Raw genomic sequence first — 19,948 nt, 5'->3', positions numbered from 1 at the left:
TCTACGAAAACACTGCCTACGTAGATACTTTCAGCAATTTGTTACTGAAAATGGCCCACACGAATCCGCGTAGACCCGAATAGTCTTTCTCGATACAGGGAATCGTGCTGTTGGGTTTGCCCTCCGGCATGATCAACAGCCAGGAGCACCAGTATGTTTGTAAGCCCATACGCTCTCACCTCACCGATTCGAATGCTGGTACTGAGTGCCTGTCTTGGTCTGACAGCTTGCGGCGGTGGCGGTGGCGGGGGAACGGATGGAGGAGATACTGGTGGCGATACTGGCGGATCAACCGATGGTTCGTCGGGGGACGATGAAGTCCAGACCACTCTGGATCGCCTGAATGTAGACACGAATGCATCTCCCAGAACCGATGCATCCGGCGAGCCTCTTCCGGACGACTACGTACCACTGGGGGCAAGCAAGACGCTGGACAAGCGCAGCGAACTCTTCATGGCAGGTCCAGCGCGGACGGATCAGGAGGACATCGTCAACTTGTTGACCTACGTCCCTGATACCTCCGGTGGTGGCAACATGGCGGAGCTGACCGGGGCTTCTCTGGAAACCGCCTGGGCAGAAGCCGAGGTGCATGCCGCTGCCGGTGGTGATGTAGACGGTGACGGGTTCGATGAAGTCGTGATCGCCTGGCATGATCCTGTTACCACCGCCATCCGGCTCAAGGTCATCGAGGACAAATCTGACGACTACATCACGTCGAGCGAAAGCACTCTATTGACTGGCGATCCATCGTGGATGTCACTGACTACCGGTGATTTCAATGGTGATGGTGCAGACCAGATTGCCATTGCCATTGCCATTGATGACGACGTATCAGGCTCGATCAATCTGTATTTTCTCGAAGGCAGCATCCAGACCAGTTATGTCATTGCAGACGAAGGTGCCAGGACCTGGAACGCGGCGACCCCCGGCAGCAGAATGGGAATCGAGCTGGCCAGCGGTCAGCTTGATCGGGATGCAGGCCAGGAAATGGCAGTTGTCATCAATGAGACATTCGGCTCAGGCCGAAACCAGTCTCCAGGTGACGGTACCAGTTTTTATTACATCTACGATGATCAGAATGCCGGGTTCATTGAACGCATTGGCGAACGAATCAGCGGTGTGGTGGATAACAGTGCCTATCTGGGCGTTACCGGAACCGTCGCGCTGGGTGATGTCGATGGCGATGGAGTCGACGAAATACTGGTAGCAGCCCTCGACCGTTTTTCAGTGGTTTGCGATGATGTGACAGCACTCCAGCTGCTGTTCGACGATCTGGATGCCGGAGGGACAGAACTCGGTGCCATCATCGGTGAGGCGGATATCTCGAGCTGTGAGGTGGGAGGCAACAACGGGCATACCGAGCATTTGTGGGCCGGCATCCTGGATATCGACGGTGATCAGCGGGGCGAGATGCACGTCAATGGTGTCATCTATGAAGATCTTGTCGATGGTAGCGGGGCCTGGTCGCTGCTCGCAGAGGTGCCGACGGAATATACCTTCAATACCAGCTCCAACAATGGGCGGCTTCAGGTGCGTCGCGACAACCTGATGATGAGCGTCGGCGATGTGACATCCGATGGACGCGATGATCTCATCATCTATCGCCCTGGACGCATCAAGGTCGGTACCCGAACCAGCGGCAACATCACCACCGATGTCAATGAGCCGGCTGTCAGTATCTGGAGCATTGCTGAAAACGACGATGAATTCACCCTGAAACATATCGAGCAACTGGACACGCTGGCGAGCGAGCGCAGGGGCAGTTCTGTGGTTCTGCTGGCAGTCAACGTCGATGATGACAGCACAGTGCTGCAGTCGGTAGCGAACTCGCACCAGCTGGTCTTCAGCGAGCCGATCGTTCATGCAGCACTGGCGGCCCCACCTTGCTGGGACACTGGCGTGCAAAATACCGATGAATGCCGAACTGGCTGGGGAACAGGCAATTCGGCAGGGGTGGATGCGTCGATTTCCCATACCATCAGCAGCAATTATCATGTCGGCGTGGAAGCCGGCGTCAGTCTTCCGGTAGTAGGCGATGTCGGTGTGGAGCTCGAGCAGAGCGTCGGAGTCGCCTTGACCGCAGAGGCGAGCCTTGGCTATGAGCTGACGCGTACACACACTTATACCACTGGACCGATGGAAGACACGGTCATTGCGACGGTCATGCCTTACGACCAGTACACCTATCGTGTGCTGGCGCATCCGGTTTATCCCGAGTTGGTTGGCGAGGAAATCGTGGTCTCCTTGCCTCGGCGACCACGAACGATTCAGATCGAGCGTGACTTTTACAATGCCAGTCTCGCCAGTGGCGGCGTGAGCATTGACGATTCGGTATTCGCTCATGACATCGGAGACCCGACTTCCTACCCGGGTCGTGGTGACATACAGGGATTTGGCGTTACGTCATTCGGTCCGTTCGATGTCGGGCTCAGCGGCGGCAGCCAGGCCGCTGAAATATCGGAGTCGCTTGTCGCCGGGTTCAGGGCGGCCATGACCCTGTCCTACGAAACCACCGTCAAGACAACAGCCGGCAAGAGCATGCGTGGATTCAGCGTCGGTCAGGAAACGACAGCCAGCCTGGGAGTCAACGTCGGCACATCCGTTGTCTTCAGTGGTACCGTCGGTGATATCTCACCGAATCAAGGCACATCGGACAATGAATACAGCTTCGGAATTCTGGCCTACCAGGCGCGTTCGAGCGATCAGGAAAAGCCGTTTCAGGTAGTCAATTATTGGGTGGAATGAGCTGTCAAGCTGATCAGGATTATCCGAGCTGAATCGCTTCTCGGCGGAAAACCTGGCCAGCGGTCGCGCATGAAGCCTTCAGCTGTGACCGTCAGGAGCTTCGCCGCCGCTGCAACAATACCACCAGCCCAAGCAGCATCAAGGCTGGAATGAACATCCAGTACTTGGACGGTTGTGCGTTCGGTATCGACACATTGGTGACAATCTGATCCCAATCAAAGCCGGCTTCCTGAGCCGGACTGTCATACGTGACATTGTCGATTCTCACCGTTTCGCCTTCAACGACATACTGCAACCCTGAACCAACCAGACGATCGACTCCCGTTTCACCCGCCGCCACCGGCAAGACGCCAACAAAACTGACCGGGTCTCCCAATTGATCCAGACCGTCCACTGTCAAGCGGATTTCCTCGCCTGGCTCGACTTGCATGACCGCATCCTCGATTGTGGCAGGCGCTACACTCTGAAACGGGGGCACAATCCTGTCCATCCAGAAGCCGGGACGGAACAGGCTGAAAGCTATCAGCAGCAACAACAGACTTTCATGAACTCGGTTTCTGGTCAGAAACCAGCCTTGCGTCGCGGCAGCAAACAACAACATGGCAGCAGTCGCAATGAGGAACACGAACACCCCTTGCAGCCAGGTGACGTCGATCAGCAACAATTCCGTATTGAATATGAACAGGAATGGTAGCGCAGCTGTACGCAGACTGTAGAAGAAGGCCACCACACCGGTCTTGACCGGATCGCCACCGGAGACAGCCGCTGCGGCAAACGAGGCCAACCCGACCGGCGGTGTCACGTCTGCCATGATGCCGAAATAGAAGACGAAGAGATGCACCGCAATCAGGGGAACAATGAGTCCATTCTGTTGACCCAGGGTAACGATGACAGGTGCCAGCAGCGCTGACACCACAATATAGTTGGCTGTCGTTGGCAGCCCCATACCCAGGATGAGAGACAGCACCGCGGTCAGGAACAGAATCGCCATCAGATGACCACCAGACAGCACTTCAACCACATCGGCCAGAGCCGAGCCTACTCCTGTCTGACTGACTGCCCCGACGATGATACCGGCGGTTGCCGTGGCGATACCTATCCCGATCATGTTTCTCGCACCGGACACCAGACCGTCAAGGAGATCCGAAAAACCTTCGGACACCCTGGCCAGCAGAGCACCTTCACCCCGCAACATGGCCATCAGCGGTCTCTGAGTGAGTAGTATGAAGATCATGAAGGCGGATGCCCAGAACGCGGACAAGCCAGGACTCAGACGATCGACCATGAGTGACCAGACCAGCACTACTACCGGGAGAATGTAATGCAAGCCTGCTCTTGCTGTCGGTCCGGGAACCGGCAGTGATGTCGTAGGCTCATTGGGATCATCCAGCTTGAGCGCCTCCTCTCTTGATGCCACTACGAGCAGACCAAGATAGACGAGTACCAGTAGTGCGAAAACGACAAAGCCTGCCTTGTTACCAAAGGTTGGCCGAATCCAGCCCATGCCGTAGTACACCAGGAAACTGAGTACGCAGATGGCAACAATCGCGAATGCCAGACCTACCAGGCGCTGCATCAAGGGGCCGGGTTCATACGACCGTGGCAATGCCTGAAGGTTTGACTTCATGGCTTCCAGGTGCACGATATACACCAGGGCGATGTAGCTGATGAGTGCCGGAAGAAAGGCGTGCTTGACGACCTCGAAATAGGACAAGCCGACATACTCCACCATCAGGAAAGCTGCAGCTCCCATGACTGGAGGCATGATCTGGCCATTGACCGAGCTTGCCACTTCGATGGCACCCGCCTTTTCCGCCGAGAACCCCACCTTGCGCATCAAAGGAATGGTAAATGTGCCGGTAGTGACTACATTGGCAATGGAGGATCCGGAGATGAGACCGGTCATCGCTGAGGACACCACCGCGGCTTTGGCCGGACCACCACGCAGATGCCCCATCAGACTGAAGGCCACCTGGATGAAATAATTACCGGCGCCCGCCTTGTCCAGCAAGGAACCGAACAATACGAACAGAAACACGAAGGACGTCGACACCCCCAGAGCAATACCGAAGACCCCCTCTGTGGTAATCCACTGATGATTGACAACCTCGGACAAGGCATTCCCCTTGTGGGATACGATGGCCGGCATCAATGGACCCAGAAAGGTGTAGACGAGGAACAGTGTTGCAACAACCATCAATGCCGGCCCCAGAGAACGTCGAGCCGCCTCCAGCAACAGCATGATCCCCAGCACGGCAACCACGAAATCCTGTGTTATCGGTGCTCCGACACGCTGAGAGATACTTTCGTAGAACAGATAGGTATAAAAGGCGGAACCGGCCGCGAGCAAGGCCATGGCCCACTCCCAGGACGGTACTCGGTGTTTGGGGGATCCCGCCAGAATGGCAGCCATGACACACAAACCAAACACCGGAATCCACCAGGTATTGACGCCCTCCTTGGCGCCAATCATGAACAGCACCACCAGTAATGCCGGCACGCTCAGACCGATCGCCAGGTCCAGCCGTGAACGAGCCGCCGGATAGGCTGCGAAGCCCAGAAACAGGGCAAAGGCCAGATGAAAGGATCGGGCCTGCGTGTCATTGAGTATTCCAACACCCAGCATATAAGGCAGGGGGGAGGCAATCCATAGCTGAAACAGTGACCAGACGAGCGCCACGCCAAGAATCAGTTTACTGGCAAGACCCGCCGGTGTTCTCGCGCCCGTATCGGACGACGCTACCAGCTCATCCAGTGCGACCTGGCTCAGGCTCCCATGACCCGCTGCCTCATTCTCGACACCAGCGGCTTCCAGTTGCTTTTTCTGATCCATCTTGTTGTTTCACCGATTGAGCGGACTGTGAGATACGGCAACACCTGGTAGTCGAATCGAGGCCTGCTCCTCATGCGCAACTGCAATCACGACCCCGGCCCCGAAACCGACTGCAAATCCAGCCGGGATTCAGCAGCAATCAACTCGGGTTGAGGCAATGAGCGACGTCATCGAATACCCAGTGGACCTACGGCTGCGAGCTGCCGGTATTCTCACTGATCAGGGATTTGTACAAGCTCTGTATACGGGCAATCATCGGACGCTCGCCGCTTTTGCCAATGACTTTACCGTCAATGGAAGCTACCGGCGTTTGCGCACCGAAGGTGCCGGTCAGAAATGCCTCGTCTGCACCGTAGGCTTCATACAGGGAATAATTCTTCTCGAAGACAGGAATATCGTTCTGTCGACACAGGTCGATCACCTTTTGCCGGGTAACCCCGTTCATGCAATAGTCGGGTTTTGACGTCCAGACTTCCCCGCGCCTGACGATGAAAAAATTGCAGGCATTGGTCGTGTTGACAAAACCATGGGGATCCAGCATCAGCCCCTCATCGGCGCCTGCCTGTTCCGCCTGCAAGCAGGCAATGACGCAATTCAACTTCGAGTGGCTGTTGAACTTGGCATCCTGACTCATCGGCAAACCGCGCACCTGGGGCACCGTGGCCAGAGTGATTCCGGCACTCTGCAGGCTGACTGCCGGCTTGGAGTGCTCCATGATGATGACCAGAGTCGGCCCGCTGCGACTGAGCCTGGGATGCTGAAATGGTTTGTCCTTGATACCGCGCGTCAACATCAGCCGACAATGTACATCGTGCGTCATGTTGTTGGCCGCTGCTGTGCGCGTCAAGGCATCCAGAATGCCTGCCTTGTCCATGCCGACATCGATCGAAACTGCCTTGCAGGAGTTGAAGAAACGGTCCATGTGCTCATCAAAGAATGCCCACTTTCCGTTGTACAGTCGCATACCTTCCCACATGCCATCGCCCAGCATGAAACCGGAGTCGTAAACGGATACCTTGGCCTCGTCTCGATGAACGATCTCGCCATTGACATAGATCTTTATGTCCCTGTTGCGATCATCTTCGCTGGCATCGTGCGTGCTGTGGCTGATTGTATTGCTTTGCATCTGTCAGTCTGTGTCCGATCAGTTCGAATGAATCACTGACTGCTGCCGGCAGCAGGAAAGCTGTCGGCAGCAGGCTCTACCTGCTGGTACTCAGGCTTGTACTACATCCAGCCTTTTTCCTTGTAATAACGAACTGCACCGTCGTGCAAGGGAGCAATCGTGCCATTGGAAATCATGTCCTTTTCATTCAGATTGGCAAACGCAGGATGCAGGGATTTGAAACGATCGAAATTGTCGAATATGGCCTTGACGACCTGATAAACGGCTTCTTCACTGGTATCCGTGGAGGAAACCAGTGTGGCCAGAGGACCATAGGAGTGGATGGTCTCTGGTTGCCCGCGGTACATGCCCGCAGGGATTTCAGCCTTGGAATAGTAGATCGTATCCTCAACCAGCTGATCGATACCCTCCCCTTCTACCTGCAGAAACACCGTGTCGCAGGCAACTGTGGCTTCCTTGATATTGCCTACCGGGTGACCAGCTGAAAACATCATTGCCTCGATCTTGTTGTCACACAGGGCCGCCGATTGTTCTGCCGACTTCAGCTCGGAGGCCAGCGCCAGCTCATCCACCCCAATGCCGATGGTTTCCAGCAAGACTTCTGCGGTGGCCCTGGAACCCGAGCCTGGATTGCCGATATTCACCTTGCTTCCACGCAAATCTGCCAGTTCCGTGATCCCTGAGTCCGCTCTTGCCACGATGGTGACGATGTCTGCATGAGCCGAAAGAATGGAACGCAGGTTTTCGTTGGGCCCTGCCTCTTCGAAAGTACTACTGCCATTGAACGCGTGATACTGCCAATCAGACTGAACCACGCCGAAGTTGAAATCCCCGGCACGAATGCCGTTCAGATTGGCAATGGAGCCACCCGTGGCCGGCGCCGTGCATCGCAGATTGTGCTCCGCCGTACCTCGATTCACCAATTGACAGACCGACTGACCAACGACGTAGTAGACCCCCGTCTGACCGGCCGTTCCGATCGTGATGAATTCCTGAGCCTGTCCGCTGGCAGGAAGCAGCGCCGCCAGGGTGATACCGGCAAGAGCGGAGAAATGACGTTTGAATGACATGGAAATACCTCTGGTCGAATGGATGGCCAATGGTCCACGCACGACACGGCCACTTTCAGTCGTCAGGCGACGGGCAATGCGTGAGCTTCAGCTACATACTGATACAGGGTTGTATGATTGTCAACAATCCTGCAAATGCTGGTTGTCCGAGGGGGTCACCTTGCTCCATACTGCACCTTGAAAGTGCGTGGCATCCGGCCTGCACCAAAGGAGTCATGTGGACAACAGGGTTCTACAACCAGTCGACGATACGACCATTCGCCATCGTATTGCCCAGCAACTGACCAAGCACATCGTCGCCGGCAATTTCCAGCCCGGGCAACGGCTGACCGAGCTGGAACTGGCCAGCTCGCTGAAAGTCAGTCGAGGCCCATTGCGGGAAGCCATTCGAGAGCTGGCAGAAACAGGCTTGCTTGTCAGCGTGCCGTACAAGGGCTTGTACGTTCGCTCGGTGACCCGACGTGATCTCGAGGAACTGTACTCGTTGAGAACAACACTCGAACGATTCGCCTTCGAACGCTGCTGGTCGAGGCGAAGCGCTGACTCACTAGCCAACCTTGCTCAGCGCAATGCGGACCTGGTGCGTGTGATTGACGCTGGCAATGATGGTCTGCAGGCCATCGCACTGGAACTGCAACTGCATGCCTGGTGTTATGAGCTCAGTGATCACCGTCTTTTGCAACGCAGCTGGGAATCAATGCGCCCCAACCTCAATCTGTATTTTTCCCTGCATCAACGTGCTCATGGTCGCTGCGGTCCATTGCGCGAGTCTCACGATCGTTATGTGGAACTCGCCCACGGCGATTCTCTGGATGACATGCTGGAACATCTGACCGAGCACATGCGCCAGGGACTGGCAACAACCCTGACCACTCTCGGCAGCAATCTGTCGTCCTGACCTGTTCGTATCAGCATTCGCCTGCCTGACTTCTTCTCAAGCTTCCCACCTCACTGTCGTTTTTGCATCAAATGACGCTACGTCCGTGCTGCGACCACAGAGCAAAGGAACAAACTTGCAATGTTGTCGTGAATCGCAATGAGGAATATGCATGGTGGGGCTCAGAGGCAATCACAGGCGCGCGGCACCTCTGAACCTTGCGGGCCTGACCTGAGCTGATGCATGGGATCATGGTGAAAAGGCGAATTCTGATGTCGGCAATCGAGGGGCAATCTCGGGCTACAACAGCGTAGACTTGCTTTTCACGTGATAATCAGGAACAGGCGCCCCACCATGGAAAGTTTCGCGGCTGATCTCGCCCAGATGCAACGTACGGCTCTGCATGCCGACCATGTCTCCGCCCTGCGCATGGTCGGAGTGCCTCGTACATATGCCGACGGCGACATCGTGATTCGCGCCGGCGAGCCGATGACCGAGTTTCTTTTCATCGAAAGCGGTGAGATCGAAGTCGTGAATTCATCCACGGGCGAACGGATGATCGATGCCACGATGGGCCCGTCGCAGTTCACAGGAGAGATCGGTATGCTATCCGGCGCTGTCTCCATGTTCCAGATGCGGGCCTGTGCCGAGACTCAGGTCATCGTCGTGAAAATAGCCGCACTTGTGGAACTGATGTCCCGGATTCCGGAGATGAGCGATATCGTTCTGACGGTATTCGCCGCACGACGACGGGGAAATGTCGAGCGGAGTCAGACGGTCCTCAAGCTGATCGGCGCCGATGTGGATCCGGCTATCCAGAAAATCGCGCAATTCGCCTCACGCAACCGGATAGCCGCACAACTGATCGATCTCCAGAGTCCGGAGGCTGAGACGGAACGGGCAAGCTGCGATCTGCAAGGATGTCATCCCGCTGTGATTTTCGCTGGCAAGGCTATCGAAAACCCCACGCCGCAGAAACTTGCCCGCGCTCTTGGGTTGGAGCTGAACCTGGACAAGGAAGAGGTGCTGGACGTGCTGATCGTCGGTGGTGGTCCTGCCGGTGTCGCTGCGGGCGTCTATGCGGGTGCAGAAGGACTGTCTGCGGTCGTGGTGGAGGACCTTGCCATCGGTGGCCAGGCCGGCACGTCCAGCCGGATCGAAAACTACATGGGCTTTCCGACAGGAATCTCCGGCGGCGATCTGATCTGGCGTGGCGAGGTGCAAGCGATGAAATTCGGCACGCGCTTCGCGATGCCGATCCGGGTCGAGGCACTCGATCAACGGGATGACTTGTTCTGCGCTTCCCTCTCGAACGGCCGGGAGGTCTGCGCAAGGACAGTCATCGTGGCGACAGGTGTGCAGTACCGAAAGCTGCCGCTGGAACGACGCGATGCATTCGAGGGAGCCGGGATATATTACGCCGCCACCGAGATGGAGTCGCGCTTCTGTCACGCGACCGATGCTGTCGTGGTCGGCGGTGGAAATTCAGCCGGCCAGGCCGCCATGTTCCTCAGCCGCTCGGCACGTCGTGTCCACCTGCTAGTCCGATCCGATAGCCTTGCCGCGTCGATGTCGAGTTATCTGTCTGCCCGGCTCGACGCCGATCCGCGTATATCAGTGCATTTCAACACCGAAATCGAAAGCCTTGACGGGGATACTCACCTCGATGGCGTGACCGTGCGTAACACGCTTGCGAACAACAGGATGCACATCGACAGCCGTGCGCTTTTCATCATGGTAGGCGCCGCTCCCAACACCGATTGGCTCGAGGGACACGCCGCACTCGACGATCACGGCTTCGTACTCACGGGCGCGGAAAACGGTGGACGATCGCAGTTCGAAACTTCCACTCACGGCATCTTCGCCGTGGGAGATGTGCGGGCCGGATCCGTGAAGCGCGTAGCCTCTTCAGTCGGCGAAGGCTCGGTCGTTATGAGCGCCGTGTGGAATCATGTCAACAATGTCTGATGCAAGGACTGCAGGCCGGGTCATCGCAACGCGACGCTCCGGCATGGCAACTCTCTGGGGCAGTTCAACAATCACGGGATCATGGCCATGAGCACCCCTTCGGTAGGTCACCTGGATCGTCCGGTCGACGCCTCCGTCGATCATGTACTCGGACCTCAGTCCGCTCCGATCACCCTGGTCGAATACGGCAGCTATGCCTGCCCTCACTGTCGCGCAGCAAACGGACGTATCGCCGAGATACGCGACAGGTTCGGCGACCGTCTGCGATACGTTTTTCGCCATCTTCCTCTGAGCAGCAATGAACTGTCGGTTCAGGCGGCAGAACTCGCGGAGAGCGCACCGGATGATGAGAGCTTCTGGAAGACTCATATCGAGCTGATGACCCGGTCGCATTCACTGACCGAAGAGGATCTCGATGCGGCGGCGACACATCTGTCGAAAAAACACGAAGGCTCAGAGACCTCCAGAGACCGGGCGGCGCACAAGGTAGAGGCCGACACGGCAAGTGCAAAAGCCAGCGGCGCGATGGTCACTCCAACCTTCTTCATCAATGGTCAGCGCTACGATGGCCCCTGGGACGAAAGCGCATTCATCGATGCAATGGAAGGCACGCTCGGCTACCGCGTCCGCTCAGCGGCGCTGGACTTTGCCGCCTGGGGGCCTTCTTCCGGCGTCCTTCTTCTTGCCGCGGTGTTGATGGCACTGGTACTGAGCAATGTGGGTCTGCATGCGAGTGTCCAGGCTTTCTGGGAAACGCACGTCGGCGTGACAATCGGGGAAAACACATTCGACCTGTCGCTCCACCACCTGGTGAACGACGGACTGCTGACCATATTCTTTCTGGTCGTCGGACTCGAAATCAAGCGAGAGTTCACGGTGGGCAAGCTTGCCGATCCGAAAGCGGCAGCATTACCGATCACCGGAGCGCTGGGCGGGATGATTGTGCCTGCCATCCTCTACCTCTTGCTGATTCCCCGCGGGGACTGGAGCGGAGGATGGGGCATCACCATGGCCACCGATACTGCTTTCGCCATCGCCTTGATCGTGGCGATGGGAGAGCGTGTGCCTATCGAACTGCGCGTTTTCCTCACCGCCGCCGCCATTGTCGATGATATCGGTGCGATCCTCGTCGTTGCACTGTTCTATTCCGAGCAGATCAGCCTGGTCTACATGGCCGCGGCAGGCGGAGCGGTTATCACTCTGTATGCACTCAATCGAGCGCGGGTCTATACCGTGACCCCTTACGTTCTTGCCGGCTTCAGCTTGTGGGTATTCGTTCTCGGCAGCGGATTGCATCCGACTCTGGCAGGTGTTCTGCTTGCCCTTTTCATCCCGACCCGCCCCCCTGTGAACATAGATGTTCTCATGACGCAGGCAAAGACATTGATCGCCGCCGAGGCCGAACGGGAAGGCGAAGTCCTGCGACACGGACCTTCTCTGCCGACCCTGAGAGTGCTTGAAAGCATTCAGGACAGATTGGAATCCCCGGCCGACCGTCTGCTGCGCATAGCGGCAGCGAGATCGAGCTACTTCATTCTGCCGCTGTTCGCACTGGCCAATGCGGGAGTTCCGTTCTCTGCTGCGGTATTCGAAGGGCACGGTCCACTGATGCTTGCCATTGGCGCGGGGCTCGTGCTCGGAAAGCCTCTGGGAATTGCACTGGCAGCGGCTCTGGTTGTCTGGCTAGGCATTGCCACAAAGCCTGCCGAGTATTCCTGGCTGCAGCTCGCAGGAGCAGGATGTCTGGCAGGAATCGGATTCACCATGTCGATATTCATTGCCGGGCAAGCCTTTGCGACGAGCCTCGATGTTGAAGCCGCTACCATTGGTATCCTGGGCGCCTCGACCCTGGCAGCACTCTGTGGATTCGTGTTCCTACTGAGCGCAGGCAATCAGAGCCAATCATCGACATGACGGGACAGGCGGGAATACTCAGGCGGACCTGTATTGTAGCCGCCGCGATCCAAAGGGAATCGCAATCACTTGCAACCTGATGTCCTGATGTCCACACAGGTTTCATCACCAACCACTTGCAGAACGTATGACAAAGTCCGGAGGACTCCTGAATCTACCAACTACTTCCCGTATTCACGGGCAAGCTGCACGCACTTCCTTGCCAGAACATCAGTCGGATCGATGGGGACTGCACCCAGAGTTTCGCGCGTCCCGGAGACAATCAACGGAAGTTCCGTGCATCCCAGGATGATCGCCTCTGCACCGTTTTCCACCAGGTGAGCGACAGCCTGCAGAATCTGCTGCTGACAGAGTCCCTGAGTGAAGCCTGCTTTCACTCCCTCACGACCATAGATGGAATCCATGACCAGCACCTGATGGGCATCGTCCGGAATCAGATATTCCAGCTTCGCCTCTCCCAATGCGTCCTGATACAGGCCACTGTGAATGGTGCCGTTGGTGGCCAGGATTCCAACCTTATCAACGCGCGGTGACATCGCTCTGATGGTATCGGTGGTCGCCGAGAGAATGCTGATGATAGGCACATCAAGATGCCGTTGAATGCGGTCGACATAGGCATGTGCCGTGTTGCAGGGAATGGCGAGAATGTCCGCACCGCCTCGCTCGAGTTTCTTGCAGGTCGAATAGAGGGCGACAGTGGGATCGGTGCCACCACCTGTCAGGTTTTCGGTGCGATCGGGAATCTGCGGGTTCTGTTCAACGAGCACCTTGATATGGTCCTGATCACGAGCAGCGTCCGTACCCTTGACCAGTTTGGACATGAAGTCGACTGTCGCAGCGGGTCCGACTCCGCCGACAATGCCTACCTTGAATCTGCGCCTGTTGCCCGCCTCGGTCAGAGCAAGCGCATGTCTTGCATAGACCGTTGCGGTATTGACTGCTGTCATCGACGCAGGAAAATCGAGTTGATCGAACAACAAGGGCAGCTCGGTCAAGCCCGGCACGAACACTGTGGCCCCCCGTTCGGACAGGTAGGATAGCGCCGCGTTGATGGGCTCCAGAACTGCCGGTCCACGATTGCCGGACTTGAATCCGTTTTTTCCGTAGATGGCATGCATGACTGCGGATTCCATCGCATCCGACGGAAAGACAACACGCCTGTCTTCACCAAAGAGCGACTGGAACAGTTCGCTTCCACGGACATAAGGCGTGGTGACTACACCGATCGTTGTATGCTGAGGGTCAAGCTTGTCTAGCACTTGCCGTATGGCGTCCGTCATGCTGATCAGCGTGAGACTCAGCTCATCTTGCAGCTCCGACAGAAAGCAATGCGTGATGAAACAGGGCAGCAACGCCGCACTACAGCCTTCTCTCTCCATGCGTGACAATGTATCGAATACGTGGAGCTTGCGATGCGTCGGGCTGTAGTTTCGATCCATCGGTGATACAGGCTCACGCATCGGCTTCTGTTCGAAAACCAGCTCTCGGTGATCGCCCTCTGACTGAATGGGTGTCTCCCGGACGATTCGATAGAGCAGATCGGCGCCTGCAAGCGCACCCAGGCCACCGACGATGCCAAGCCGAAGCGACTGTGCTTTTCTCACGGGATTGCTCCTGATTCAGTAGTGTGTCACATGACCTGCCAGTGTACTCCGACGCAATCATTCGACAATCCCCTGCGCCACATCAACAGACATTTTCTGATGTGCGTCTATACCTGATAGCCTACCTCCTCATGGCGGTAACAAGGGGCATAACCCTAGCGGTGGCACACGATAACCTCGCCACCCTGTCAAAGAGAGCGACTGATCAGAATGCCGCCCCACACCGGATTGCGGGATTCTGCCTTGTCCAGTTCGGCCGTTCTGGCACGGAGAAACATGCCGAGACGATAGTTCGCGGCCACTTCCGCCAGAAACCCTGCCCATCCTTCCAGGATGACCGGATTGAGCTGGTCATGATCAAAGGACACCCTGCTATCCCTGAACTGACCTTGCAGTATGGCATTGTAAAGGCGGTACTTGATATTGGCACCGGCGTACAGGTAGATTTCACGCCGGCCAGTGGTCCGATCACTCGCTTCAGGTGGTGTACCCACACTGATGTATTCCGCCGGGTGTGGGTTGAATGTGTACCAGGGGCGTTCCAGCCTGCCCCAGCGAATGCCGAAACCAACGCTGGCATCGGTAGTGAAGCCGACGGTGGCTTCCGAGTTGACGGAGAACTGCGTACTCAGTCCGGGGCCGCCACCTTCGATGAGCGTTTTCTGCAAGCCGACGGAGTATCGGGCGGTGGGTTCTCCGCCATGGGAGATCTGGTTATCCCAGCCTTGGGGTTGTTCGCTGCCGATCGCACGGTGGATGCCGCTCTGGACGGTATCCGCCAAAGGCAGGCCGAGCGCGCCAACTGTCAAGACAGTCTGATAGGACAATTTGCGCTCGGGCACCACATGCTGCGCTGCGCTGGCGATGAAGAACAGACTGGCATAAGGGTGATCATCCTTGATCGGTTCTGCCACGGTAATATCGTTGGGCGTGAAAAGAGTGAAGCCGAACTCGATGGAATGCCGCGACAGCACGGCTGTATCGCTGTACAGGCGATCGAAGCGGCTCAAACGTGCGAGTGCCGCTCGAGTCTTGTCCAGCGATACCGGCCATTCACGTGTCCTGGCACCGGTTACTGCAATTGCGACACCGCCGGTATAGTCACGATCAAGATCTCCACCGGAGAACAGATCATTGTCGATATTCAATGACCAGCCACCATAATCGGCTTCCTGGCCATCGAGGACAGACAGGCTGTCCTCGTTCTGACTTGGGGCATTGCCGGACTCGAGTTCTGCGGCCTGCACCGTATCGATCGATGTGAGCACTGGTATCAGCAGACAAACCGCACCGAGAACGACCGGCAAGCAAGGTGATGAAGCCCTTCTGCCATGACTGGTTCGTGTGCGGTTCATTGGCCTGACTCCTGAAATTGCGGTGGGTGAGTATCGAATCGAACGTACAGGCTCCGGGCCTCTAGTGCTGTCTTGACAATGCTTTTCCCAGCAGCGAGATGGCTGCAGCAAGCAGTACGGCGTCTTTCAGCAGGAACTGACCGGGCACAACGGACAATGCAGGGAATCCGCCCAGACTGGCCTCCCAGCCAGGGGCCGTGAAGAGAAAACTCAGGGTAACCGCGAAGGTGGCGATGGCAGCCAGCGCACCGACAATGGCGGCTGGTCTGTAGCGAATGCCGATCAGCAGGACCAATGCCGTGGCAATCTCGACAGATCCGATCAGATTGGAAGCTCCTTGCAGGCTGAACACCGAGTAGAGCCACGCGGTCAGTGGACTTGAAGCGACCAGCCCTTCGATGGCACCGGCTTCATAGGCGGTGAATTTCATGGCCCCGATCCAGGCCAGAACGGTGACTGTCGATGCCAGTACGGCATGCTCGCCCAGTCGCGTGATCTGCTGACTGATGGTGCTGTCGTTGGCGGCAGTGGCTGAAAGATTGGCCTGAATTCCTTGTACGGTTGTGCTCATGATGAGTTGTCTCTTTGTCTGTGTGAAATGAAGGTGGGAAGGTTTATGCGTTCAAACTGGTTTGCTGACCAAGCAGTTCATCCAGCAAGCCGCTGTTGTTGGCATCGATCAGATCATCGCTGCCACCTATGTGGTGGTTGTTGATGAATATCTGTGGAACGGTTCGGCGGCCACTGCGTTCTCGCATCTGCTGCTGCAGAGCCTGGTCGGTGGATACTTCCAGCTCTCGATAGCTGACGCCCTTGGCATCCAGCAGGGCTTTGGCGCGTTTGCAGAACGGGCAATAGGTCTTGGTATAGATGTCGATGTTGTTCATGGTCGTGTCCTCACTGGAGATGTATCGGATGTGCTTCAGTGGGTGTAATGATATGGAATCGGGTCGACTCCAACAGTATGTGATAATCCACTTTGGATATACTGATCGTCTACTTCCTGGCGAGATTTCGAAAAAAATGTCTACTGACGTATTGAGTGATGTGCTGCGCAGCCTGCGCGCGACAGGGACTGTGTATTTCTGTGATCAACTGCCTCCTCCATGGCAAAAGCAGTTCTCTGGCGAGGATGGGGCCAGCTTCCATCAGATACGAAGAGGAAGTTGCCGCCTCGAATCCAATGGTCTGGTGGAACACCTGGGACCGGGAGATCTGGTATTTCTGGCACCCGGGCGAGCTCATCTGCTCAGCAGTGAACCCACTGCCACTGAGGATTCCGCACTCAATGCCGACACTCTGCTGCTGTGCGGCTATTGCACCTTCGACAACAGCGTTGGCACCCCGCTTTCCGAGTTGTTCCCGGATGTCATCGTCATTCGGGAACAACAGCTGCAATCGCACGGTTGGTTGAAGGCTATCCTCGATCAGCTCAGCCGTGAATACCTCTCCATGCAACCGGGCACGGAGATTGTTGTAAACCGCATGACGGAGGTTCTGATCGTCGAACTTGTTCGCATGAATTTCGGGCAGCAAGGTGAGGCGCCCCTGATCAAGGCACTTGCCGACAGATACATCAGCAAGGCCTTGCAGCAGTTGCACCAGCATCCTGACAGCTCGTGGTCGCTGGAGGTACTCGCATCGAACGTCGGACTGTCCCGAGCGGCTTTCGCAAAGCGTTTCAAGACCCTGGTGGGACAGCCCATGTTCGATTACCTGACACAACTGCGCATGCAACTGGCCTGTCAGCTGCTGGCAGAAACCGAGTTGCCACTACATGAAGTCGCCAGCCGCGTCGGTTACGAATCCGATCTTGCGTTTACACGGACATTCAAAAAAAGACTCGGCACCACTCCGACCACCTATCGGAAACAAGCGACCTGACATGGAGGCGGGAACATCGCATCCTTGTCGTCTCGACAGATTCGACCATCAACCCGAACCGGCAGAACCGGTCAATCGCTCTGGCCGAATGACTGGTGAGGCGGCCGGTGATCAGCGGCAATGTACAAACTGGCTGCTTCAGTGCGGAAACCTGGCACCGTAGATTCCCAACGCCCCGACCAGAATCAGGCTGAGTGCCCAGACAACGTCGAGATTGAACCAGGTTCTTGACAGAAACCGCAGGCCCAGCCAGAAGTAGATGAGGGCGGCGATGAATCCACCTGCCAGCGTCATCGCCATCGTATGCACGAAGGCGACCGACAGCGCACTCGCCAGATTCCTGCCCAGCAACAGTTGAGCCGCCTGATGTCCGGCATCACCCATATCGACGCCACAGATACTCAAGTAGATGGGAACCAGCATGAGACCTGCGCCATGCGCCATGGCAGCCAGGAAAGACCACAGTGCCAACCGTGTTGGTGGCACTCTCGCCAGAAACCGCGGGTGTCTGCGATTGACCAGCAGATAGAGCCCCATGAGCATGACGAGTATCCCGGCTCCCATACGCAGCTCTGTCTCCCAGACAACCAGACTGGACATGACGGAAAATGGCAGAAGTATCACCAGCATGGCCAGTAGATGGCCCAGGGCAAGCATGCCAAGCGCCATGACCAGGCTGCGTCGATTGCCCTGCATGAGCCCCGCGGAGACCGCCAGTGGCCACCCCATGCCCGGATTGATCCCGTGATATACCCCAGACAGTGCGACGGCCCACCACAGGGCCGTCAGATTGCTTGCATCCACTTCGAAGCGTCGAACTCAATCAGACATTGGGATAACAGAAGCTGTCCGTTGAACAATCTCCACCTTCAAGGCGAATCTGATGGGCGCGATAGCCTTCCGGAAAGTCCACGTAGAAATCCTTGTCGAGTTCCAGTCCACCATTGTCACCCACCCTGGCCATGACCATCTGCCCACCCTTGCCGTTCGGATAGAACTGGTCATCCCAGGTCGAGTACAGGGAGTTCGTCCAGTAGACCCGTTTGCCATCTCGGCTGATTTCCACCATCTGGGGGCCGAATGCGAACTCCTTGCCATTCGGATGTCGGGAGTTCCTGACGATACCACCGACTTCGACCTTGCCGGCCAATACCGGATTCATCGGATCGGAGACATCATACTGGTGCATCTCGCCCGTGCCCCAACAGGCGACATACAGAAAACGATCGTCAAGACTCAGATCGATATCGGTCACCAGCGGGGGAACCGCAGAGAACCCCTTGAGCAGTTCGGGCAAATCGTCCGGGTTGGCTGGATGCGGATCAATGGTGATGGTTTTCCTTGCCTGCCACTGACCATTGTCATCACGCCACCAGGTAAAGATGGCCCCCTGAAGGTTCGTGGTGTCGACCACGACTCCGCAGAAGCCATAGGTTTTCTTGGGATCATGTGCCGGACGAATTTCCAGCGCCATCTGATGGTTCTCACCCAAGTCTATTGTCTGAACATTCTTGCGTCTGCGCAGATCCCAGAAATGAATGGAATGGCCGTACTTGTTGGCAAGCAGATCCTCGGCCACGATGCCGTTTTCAAACTGCGGGGGCAACCCCCACTCGGAACTGACCATGTAATCCTGTGGCAGGTTCCACCAGAAGTCATAATGCTTGTCCTGCACCCCGCGGTCCATTTCATACTGTCCGATTATCTCGAACGTTTCGCAGTCCATGATGAAGATACCGGGAGGTCCGTCGGTACCGTCCTTGCCGCCACCGCCCAGAGTGGAGACATAAATGCCTTCCGGACCGCAGTGAATGGTATGAGGTCTGGAATACCCGGTCTTGGCAAACACCTCCTCGGGCTCGATGATCTTGTGGATCTTCGCCTGCAACGGATCTTTCACATCGATGATGTAGATGCGAGAACTGCGAATACCCGGCACGATGAGGTAACGTCGCTCCAGAAAGGCATGGCCGCTCAGCGGGGACAAGGAAGACGAACACGCATTCCAGCCGAAATGGTGAAACTCGTCGCCGGTATTTGGCATGACTATCTGGTGAACGATTTCTCCATGGCTTGCCGAACTCTCGTCCAGGTCCACGACGGCAATGCCATCGGGTTGTGAGCCATCCGGACTCAGCATCACTGTAAAACCGTACTTCTCCACCGGTGCCTGCATGGCCAATCTTGCGGTGGCATGAAATGTGGGATCTGGTCTGATACTCATCGATTCCTCCTGTGCAGTATTACCTCTATTCGTGCCTGTTCAGTGCAGTGGTGTGCCTGAATCTACTTGAGGCAATAGCATAATGCGCAGTCGGAGCGGCGACTGTCAACTCTACCGCGATGCCGCAACATCCCTGTTGCCATTTGCACTCCCAGGGCAGACAGCCGAATGCCATCATCAAGCCCTTCAGGATGCATGCACCTGATACCAGAACCTGCCTGCACTTCGCTACTTGCAGCGCTTCCGAACGTGACACCGCTTGTCAATGTAGCGTCGTGAATTGCGTGCATTGCCGCACGGAATGAACCGGTAACAGGTCATTTCCTCGTATCTCCGATGTCACTGAGC

At 56.6% G+C, this 19,948-nt stretch carries 14 protein-coding genes; 5 read left to right on the top strand and 9 right to left on the bottom strand.

All coding sequences use genetic code 11. The features are described from left to right. The first annotated feature begins 153 nt into the window (after positions 1–153). Positions 154–2,745 carry an FG-GAP-like repeat-containing protein gene (locus ACUNV4_RS27775; RefSeq protein WP_430881924.1) on the top strand — a complete coding sequence of 864 codons (2,592 nt, stop codon included), beginning with the start codon at positions 154–156 and terminating at the stop codon, positions 2,743–2,745. A gap of 91 nt (positions 2,746–2,836) precedes the next feature. Here ACUNV4_RS27775 and ACUNV4_RS27770 read toward each other — a convergent pair whose 3' ends face one another. The 3 genes from ACUNV4_RS27770 to ACUNV4_RS27760 all read right to left on the bottom strand — a co-directional run bounded on the left by ACUNV4_RS27770 (position 2,837) and on the right by ACUNV4_RS27760 (position 7,774). Beyond that, positions 2,837–5,578, bottom strand: a complete 2,742-nt coding sequence (locus tag ACUNV4_RS27770; protein WP_430881923.1) for a TRAP transporter permease — start codon at positions 5,576–5,578, stop codon at positions 2,837–2,839. Positions 5,579–5,765: 187 nt separating this feature from the next. Further along, on the bottom strand, positions 5,766–6,704 hold the full coding sequence (locus tag ACUNV4_RS27765; RefSeq protein WP_430881922.1) for an aminotransferase class IV: 939 nt from the start codon (positions 6,702–6,704) through the stop codon (positions 5,766–5,768). Positions 6,705–6,805: 101 nt separating this feature from the next. Continuing rightward, complete coding sequence (locus ACUNV4_RS27760; RefSeq protein ID WP_430881921.1) at positions 6,806–7,774, bottom strand: TAXI family TRAP transporter solute-binding subunit; 969 nt, start codon at positions 7,772–7,774, stop codon at positions 6,806–6,808. A 217-nt stretch (positions 7,775–7,991) separates the two neighbouring features. Here ACUNV4_RS27760 and ACUNV4_RS27755 point away from each other — a divergent pair, with 217 nt between their 5' ends. From ACUNV4_RS27755 to nhaA, 3 genes are all read left to right on the top strand, one after another. Further along, complete coding sequence (locus ACUNV4_RS27755) at positions 7,992–8,672, top strand: GntR family transcriptional regulator (protein ID WP_430881920.1); 681 nt, start codon at positions 7,992–7,994, stop codon at positions 8,670–8,672. Between the two features lie 333 nt (positions 8,673–9,005). Continuing rightward, the gene (locus ACUNV4_RS27750) at positions 9,006–10,619 is read left to right on the top strand and encodes an FAD-dependent oxidoreductase (RefSeq protein ID WP_430881919.1); all 1,614 of its coding nucleotides are present in this window, start codon (positions 9,006–9,008) and stop codon (positions 10,617–10,619) included. 87 nt (positions 10,620–10,706) lie between these two features. Continuing rightward, the gene (gene nhaA / locus ACUNV4_RS27745; RefSeq protein WP_430881918.1) at positions 10,707–12,533 is read left to right on the top strand and encodes a Na+/H+ antiporter NhaA; all 1,827 of its coding nucleotides are present in this window, start codon (positions 10,707–10,709) and stop codon (positions 12,531–12,533) included. 161 nt (positions 12,534–12,694) lie between these two features. Here nhaA and ACUNV4_RS27740 read toward each other — a convergent pair whose 3' ends face one another. The 4 genes from ACUNV4_RS27740 to grxC form a co-directional block, all read right to left on the bottom strand. Next, positions 12,695–14,137, bottom strand: coding sequence for an aspartate/glutamate racemase family protein (locus ACUNV4_RS27740; RefSeq protein ID WP_430881917.1), 1,443 nt, complete (start codon positions 14,135–14,137; stop codon positions 12,695–12,697). Between the two features lie 188 nt (positions 14,138–14,325). Further along, entirely contained in the window at positions 14,326–15,492 is a 1,167-nt protein-coding gene (locus ACUNV4_RS27735) for a lipid A deacylase LpxR family protein (RefSeq protein ID WP_430881916.1), read from the bottom strand. A 61-nt stretch (positions 15,493–15,553) separates the two neighbouring features. After that, positions 15,554–16,063, bottom strand: coding sequence for a YkgB family protein (locus tag ACUNV4_RS27730; RefSeq protein ID WP_430881915.1), 510 nt, complete (start codon positions 16,061–16,063; stop codon positions 15,554–15,556). A 43-nt stretch (positions 16,064–16,106) separates the two neighbouring features. Further along, positions 16,107–16,379 (bottom strand): glutaredoxin 3, encoded by a 273-nt coding sequence (gene grxC, locus ACUNV4_RS27725; protein ID WP_430881914.1) that lies wholly within the window; start codon positions 16,377–16,379, stop codon positions 16,107–16,109. Positions 16,380–16,515: 136 nt separating this feature from the next. Between grxC and ACUNV4_RS27720 the strand changes: the two genes are divergently transcribed. Beyond that, entirely contained in the window at positions 16,516–17,376 is an 861-nt protein-coding gene (locus ACUNV4_RS27720) for an AraC family transcriptional regulator (RefSeq protein ID WP_430881913.1), read from the top strand. A 138-nt stretch (positions 17,377–17,514) separates the two neighbouring features. On the opposite strand, the gene ACUNV4_RS27715 is transcribed toward ACUNV4_RS27720, so the two are convergent. Further along, complete coding sequence (locus ACUNV4_RS27715) at positions 17,515–18,180, bottom strand: hypothetical protein (protein WP_430881912.1); 666 nt, start codon at positions 18,178–18,180, stop codon at positions 17,515–17,517. Between the two features lie 19 nt (positions 18,181–18,199). Next, a complete protein-coding gene (locus tag ACUNV4_RS27710) occupies positions 18,200–19,600 on the bottom strand; it encodes a selenium-binding protein SBP56-related protein (RefSeq protein WP_430881911.1) in 1,401 nt (466 codons plus the stop codon). Positions 19,601–19,948 lie beyond the last annotated feature (348 nt).

This window comes from Granulosicoccus sp. 3-233 (assembly GCF_052681095.1).
This window is presented reverse-complemented; position numbering and strand designations above follow the sequence as displayed.

Excerpts from the sequence above, each read along its gene's own strand:
- ACUNV4_RS27730 (WP_430881915.1), bottom strand. The coding sequence starts at position 16,063 with ATGAGCACAACCGTACAAGGAATTCAGGCCAATCTTTCAGCCACTGCC.
- ACUNV4_RS27750 (WP_430881919.1), top strand. The coding sequence starts at position 9,006 with ATGGAAAGTTTCGCGGCTGATCTCGCCCAGATGCAACGTACGGCTCTG.
- ACUNV4_RS27765 (WP_430881922.1), bottom strand. The coding sequence starts at position 6,704 with ATGCAAAGCAATACAATCAGCCACAGCACGCACGATGCCAGCGAAGAT.
- ACUNV4_RS27720 (WP_430881913.1), top strand. The coding sequence starts at position 16,516 with ATGTCTACTGACGTATTGAGTGATGTGCTGCGCAGCCTGCGCGCGACA.
- ACUNV4_RS27735 (WP_430881916.1), bottom strand. The coding sequence starts at position 15,492 with ATGAACCGCACACGAACCAGTCATGGCAGAAGGGCTTCATCACCTTGC.
- ACUNV4_RS27710 (WP_430881911.1), bottom strand. The coding sequence starts at position 19,600 with ATGAGTATCAGACCAGATCCCACATTTCATGCCACCGCAAGATTGGCC.
- ACUNV4_RS27775 (WP_430881924.1), top strand. The coding sequence starts at position 154 with ATGTTTGTAAGCCCATACGCTCTCACCTCACCGATTCGAATGCTGGTA.
- ACUNV4_RS27760 (WP_430881921.1), bottom strand. The coding sequence starts at position 7,774 with ATGTCATTCAAACGTCATTTCTCCGCTCTTGCCGGTATCACCCTGGCG.
- ACUNV4_RS27770 (WP_430881923.1), bottom strand. The coding sequence starts at position 5,578 with ATGGATCAGAAAAAGCAACTGGAAGCCGCTGGTGTCGAGAATGAGGCA.
- nhaA (WP_430881918.1), top strand. The coding sequence starts at position 10,707 with ATGAGCACCCCTTCGGTAGGTCACCTGGATCGTCCGGTCGACGCCTCC.
- grxC (WP_430881914.1), bottom strand. The coding sequence starts at position 16,379 with ATGAACAACATCGACATCTATACCAAGACCTATTGCCCGTTCTGCAAA.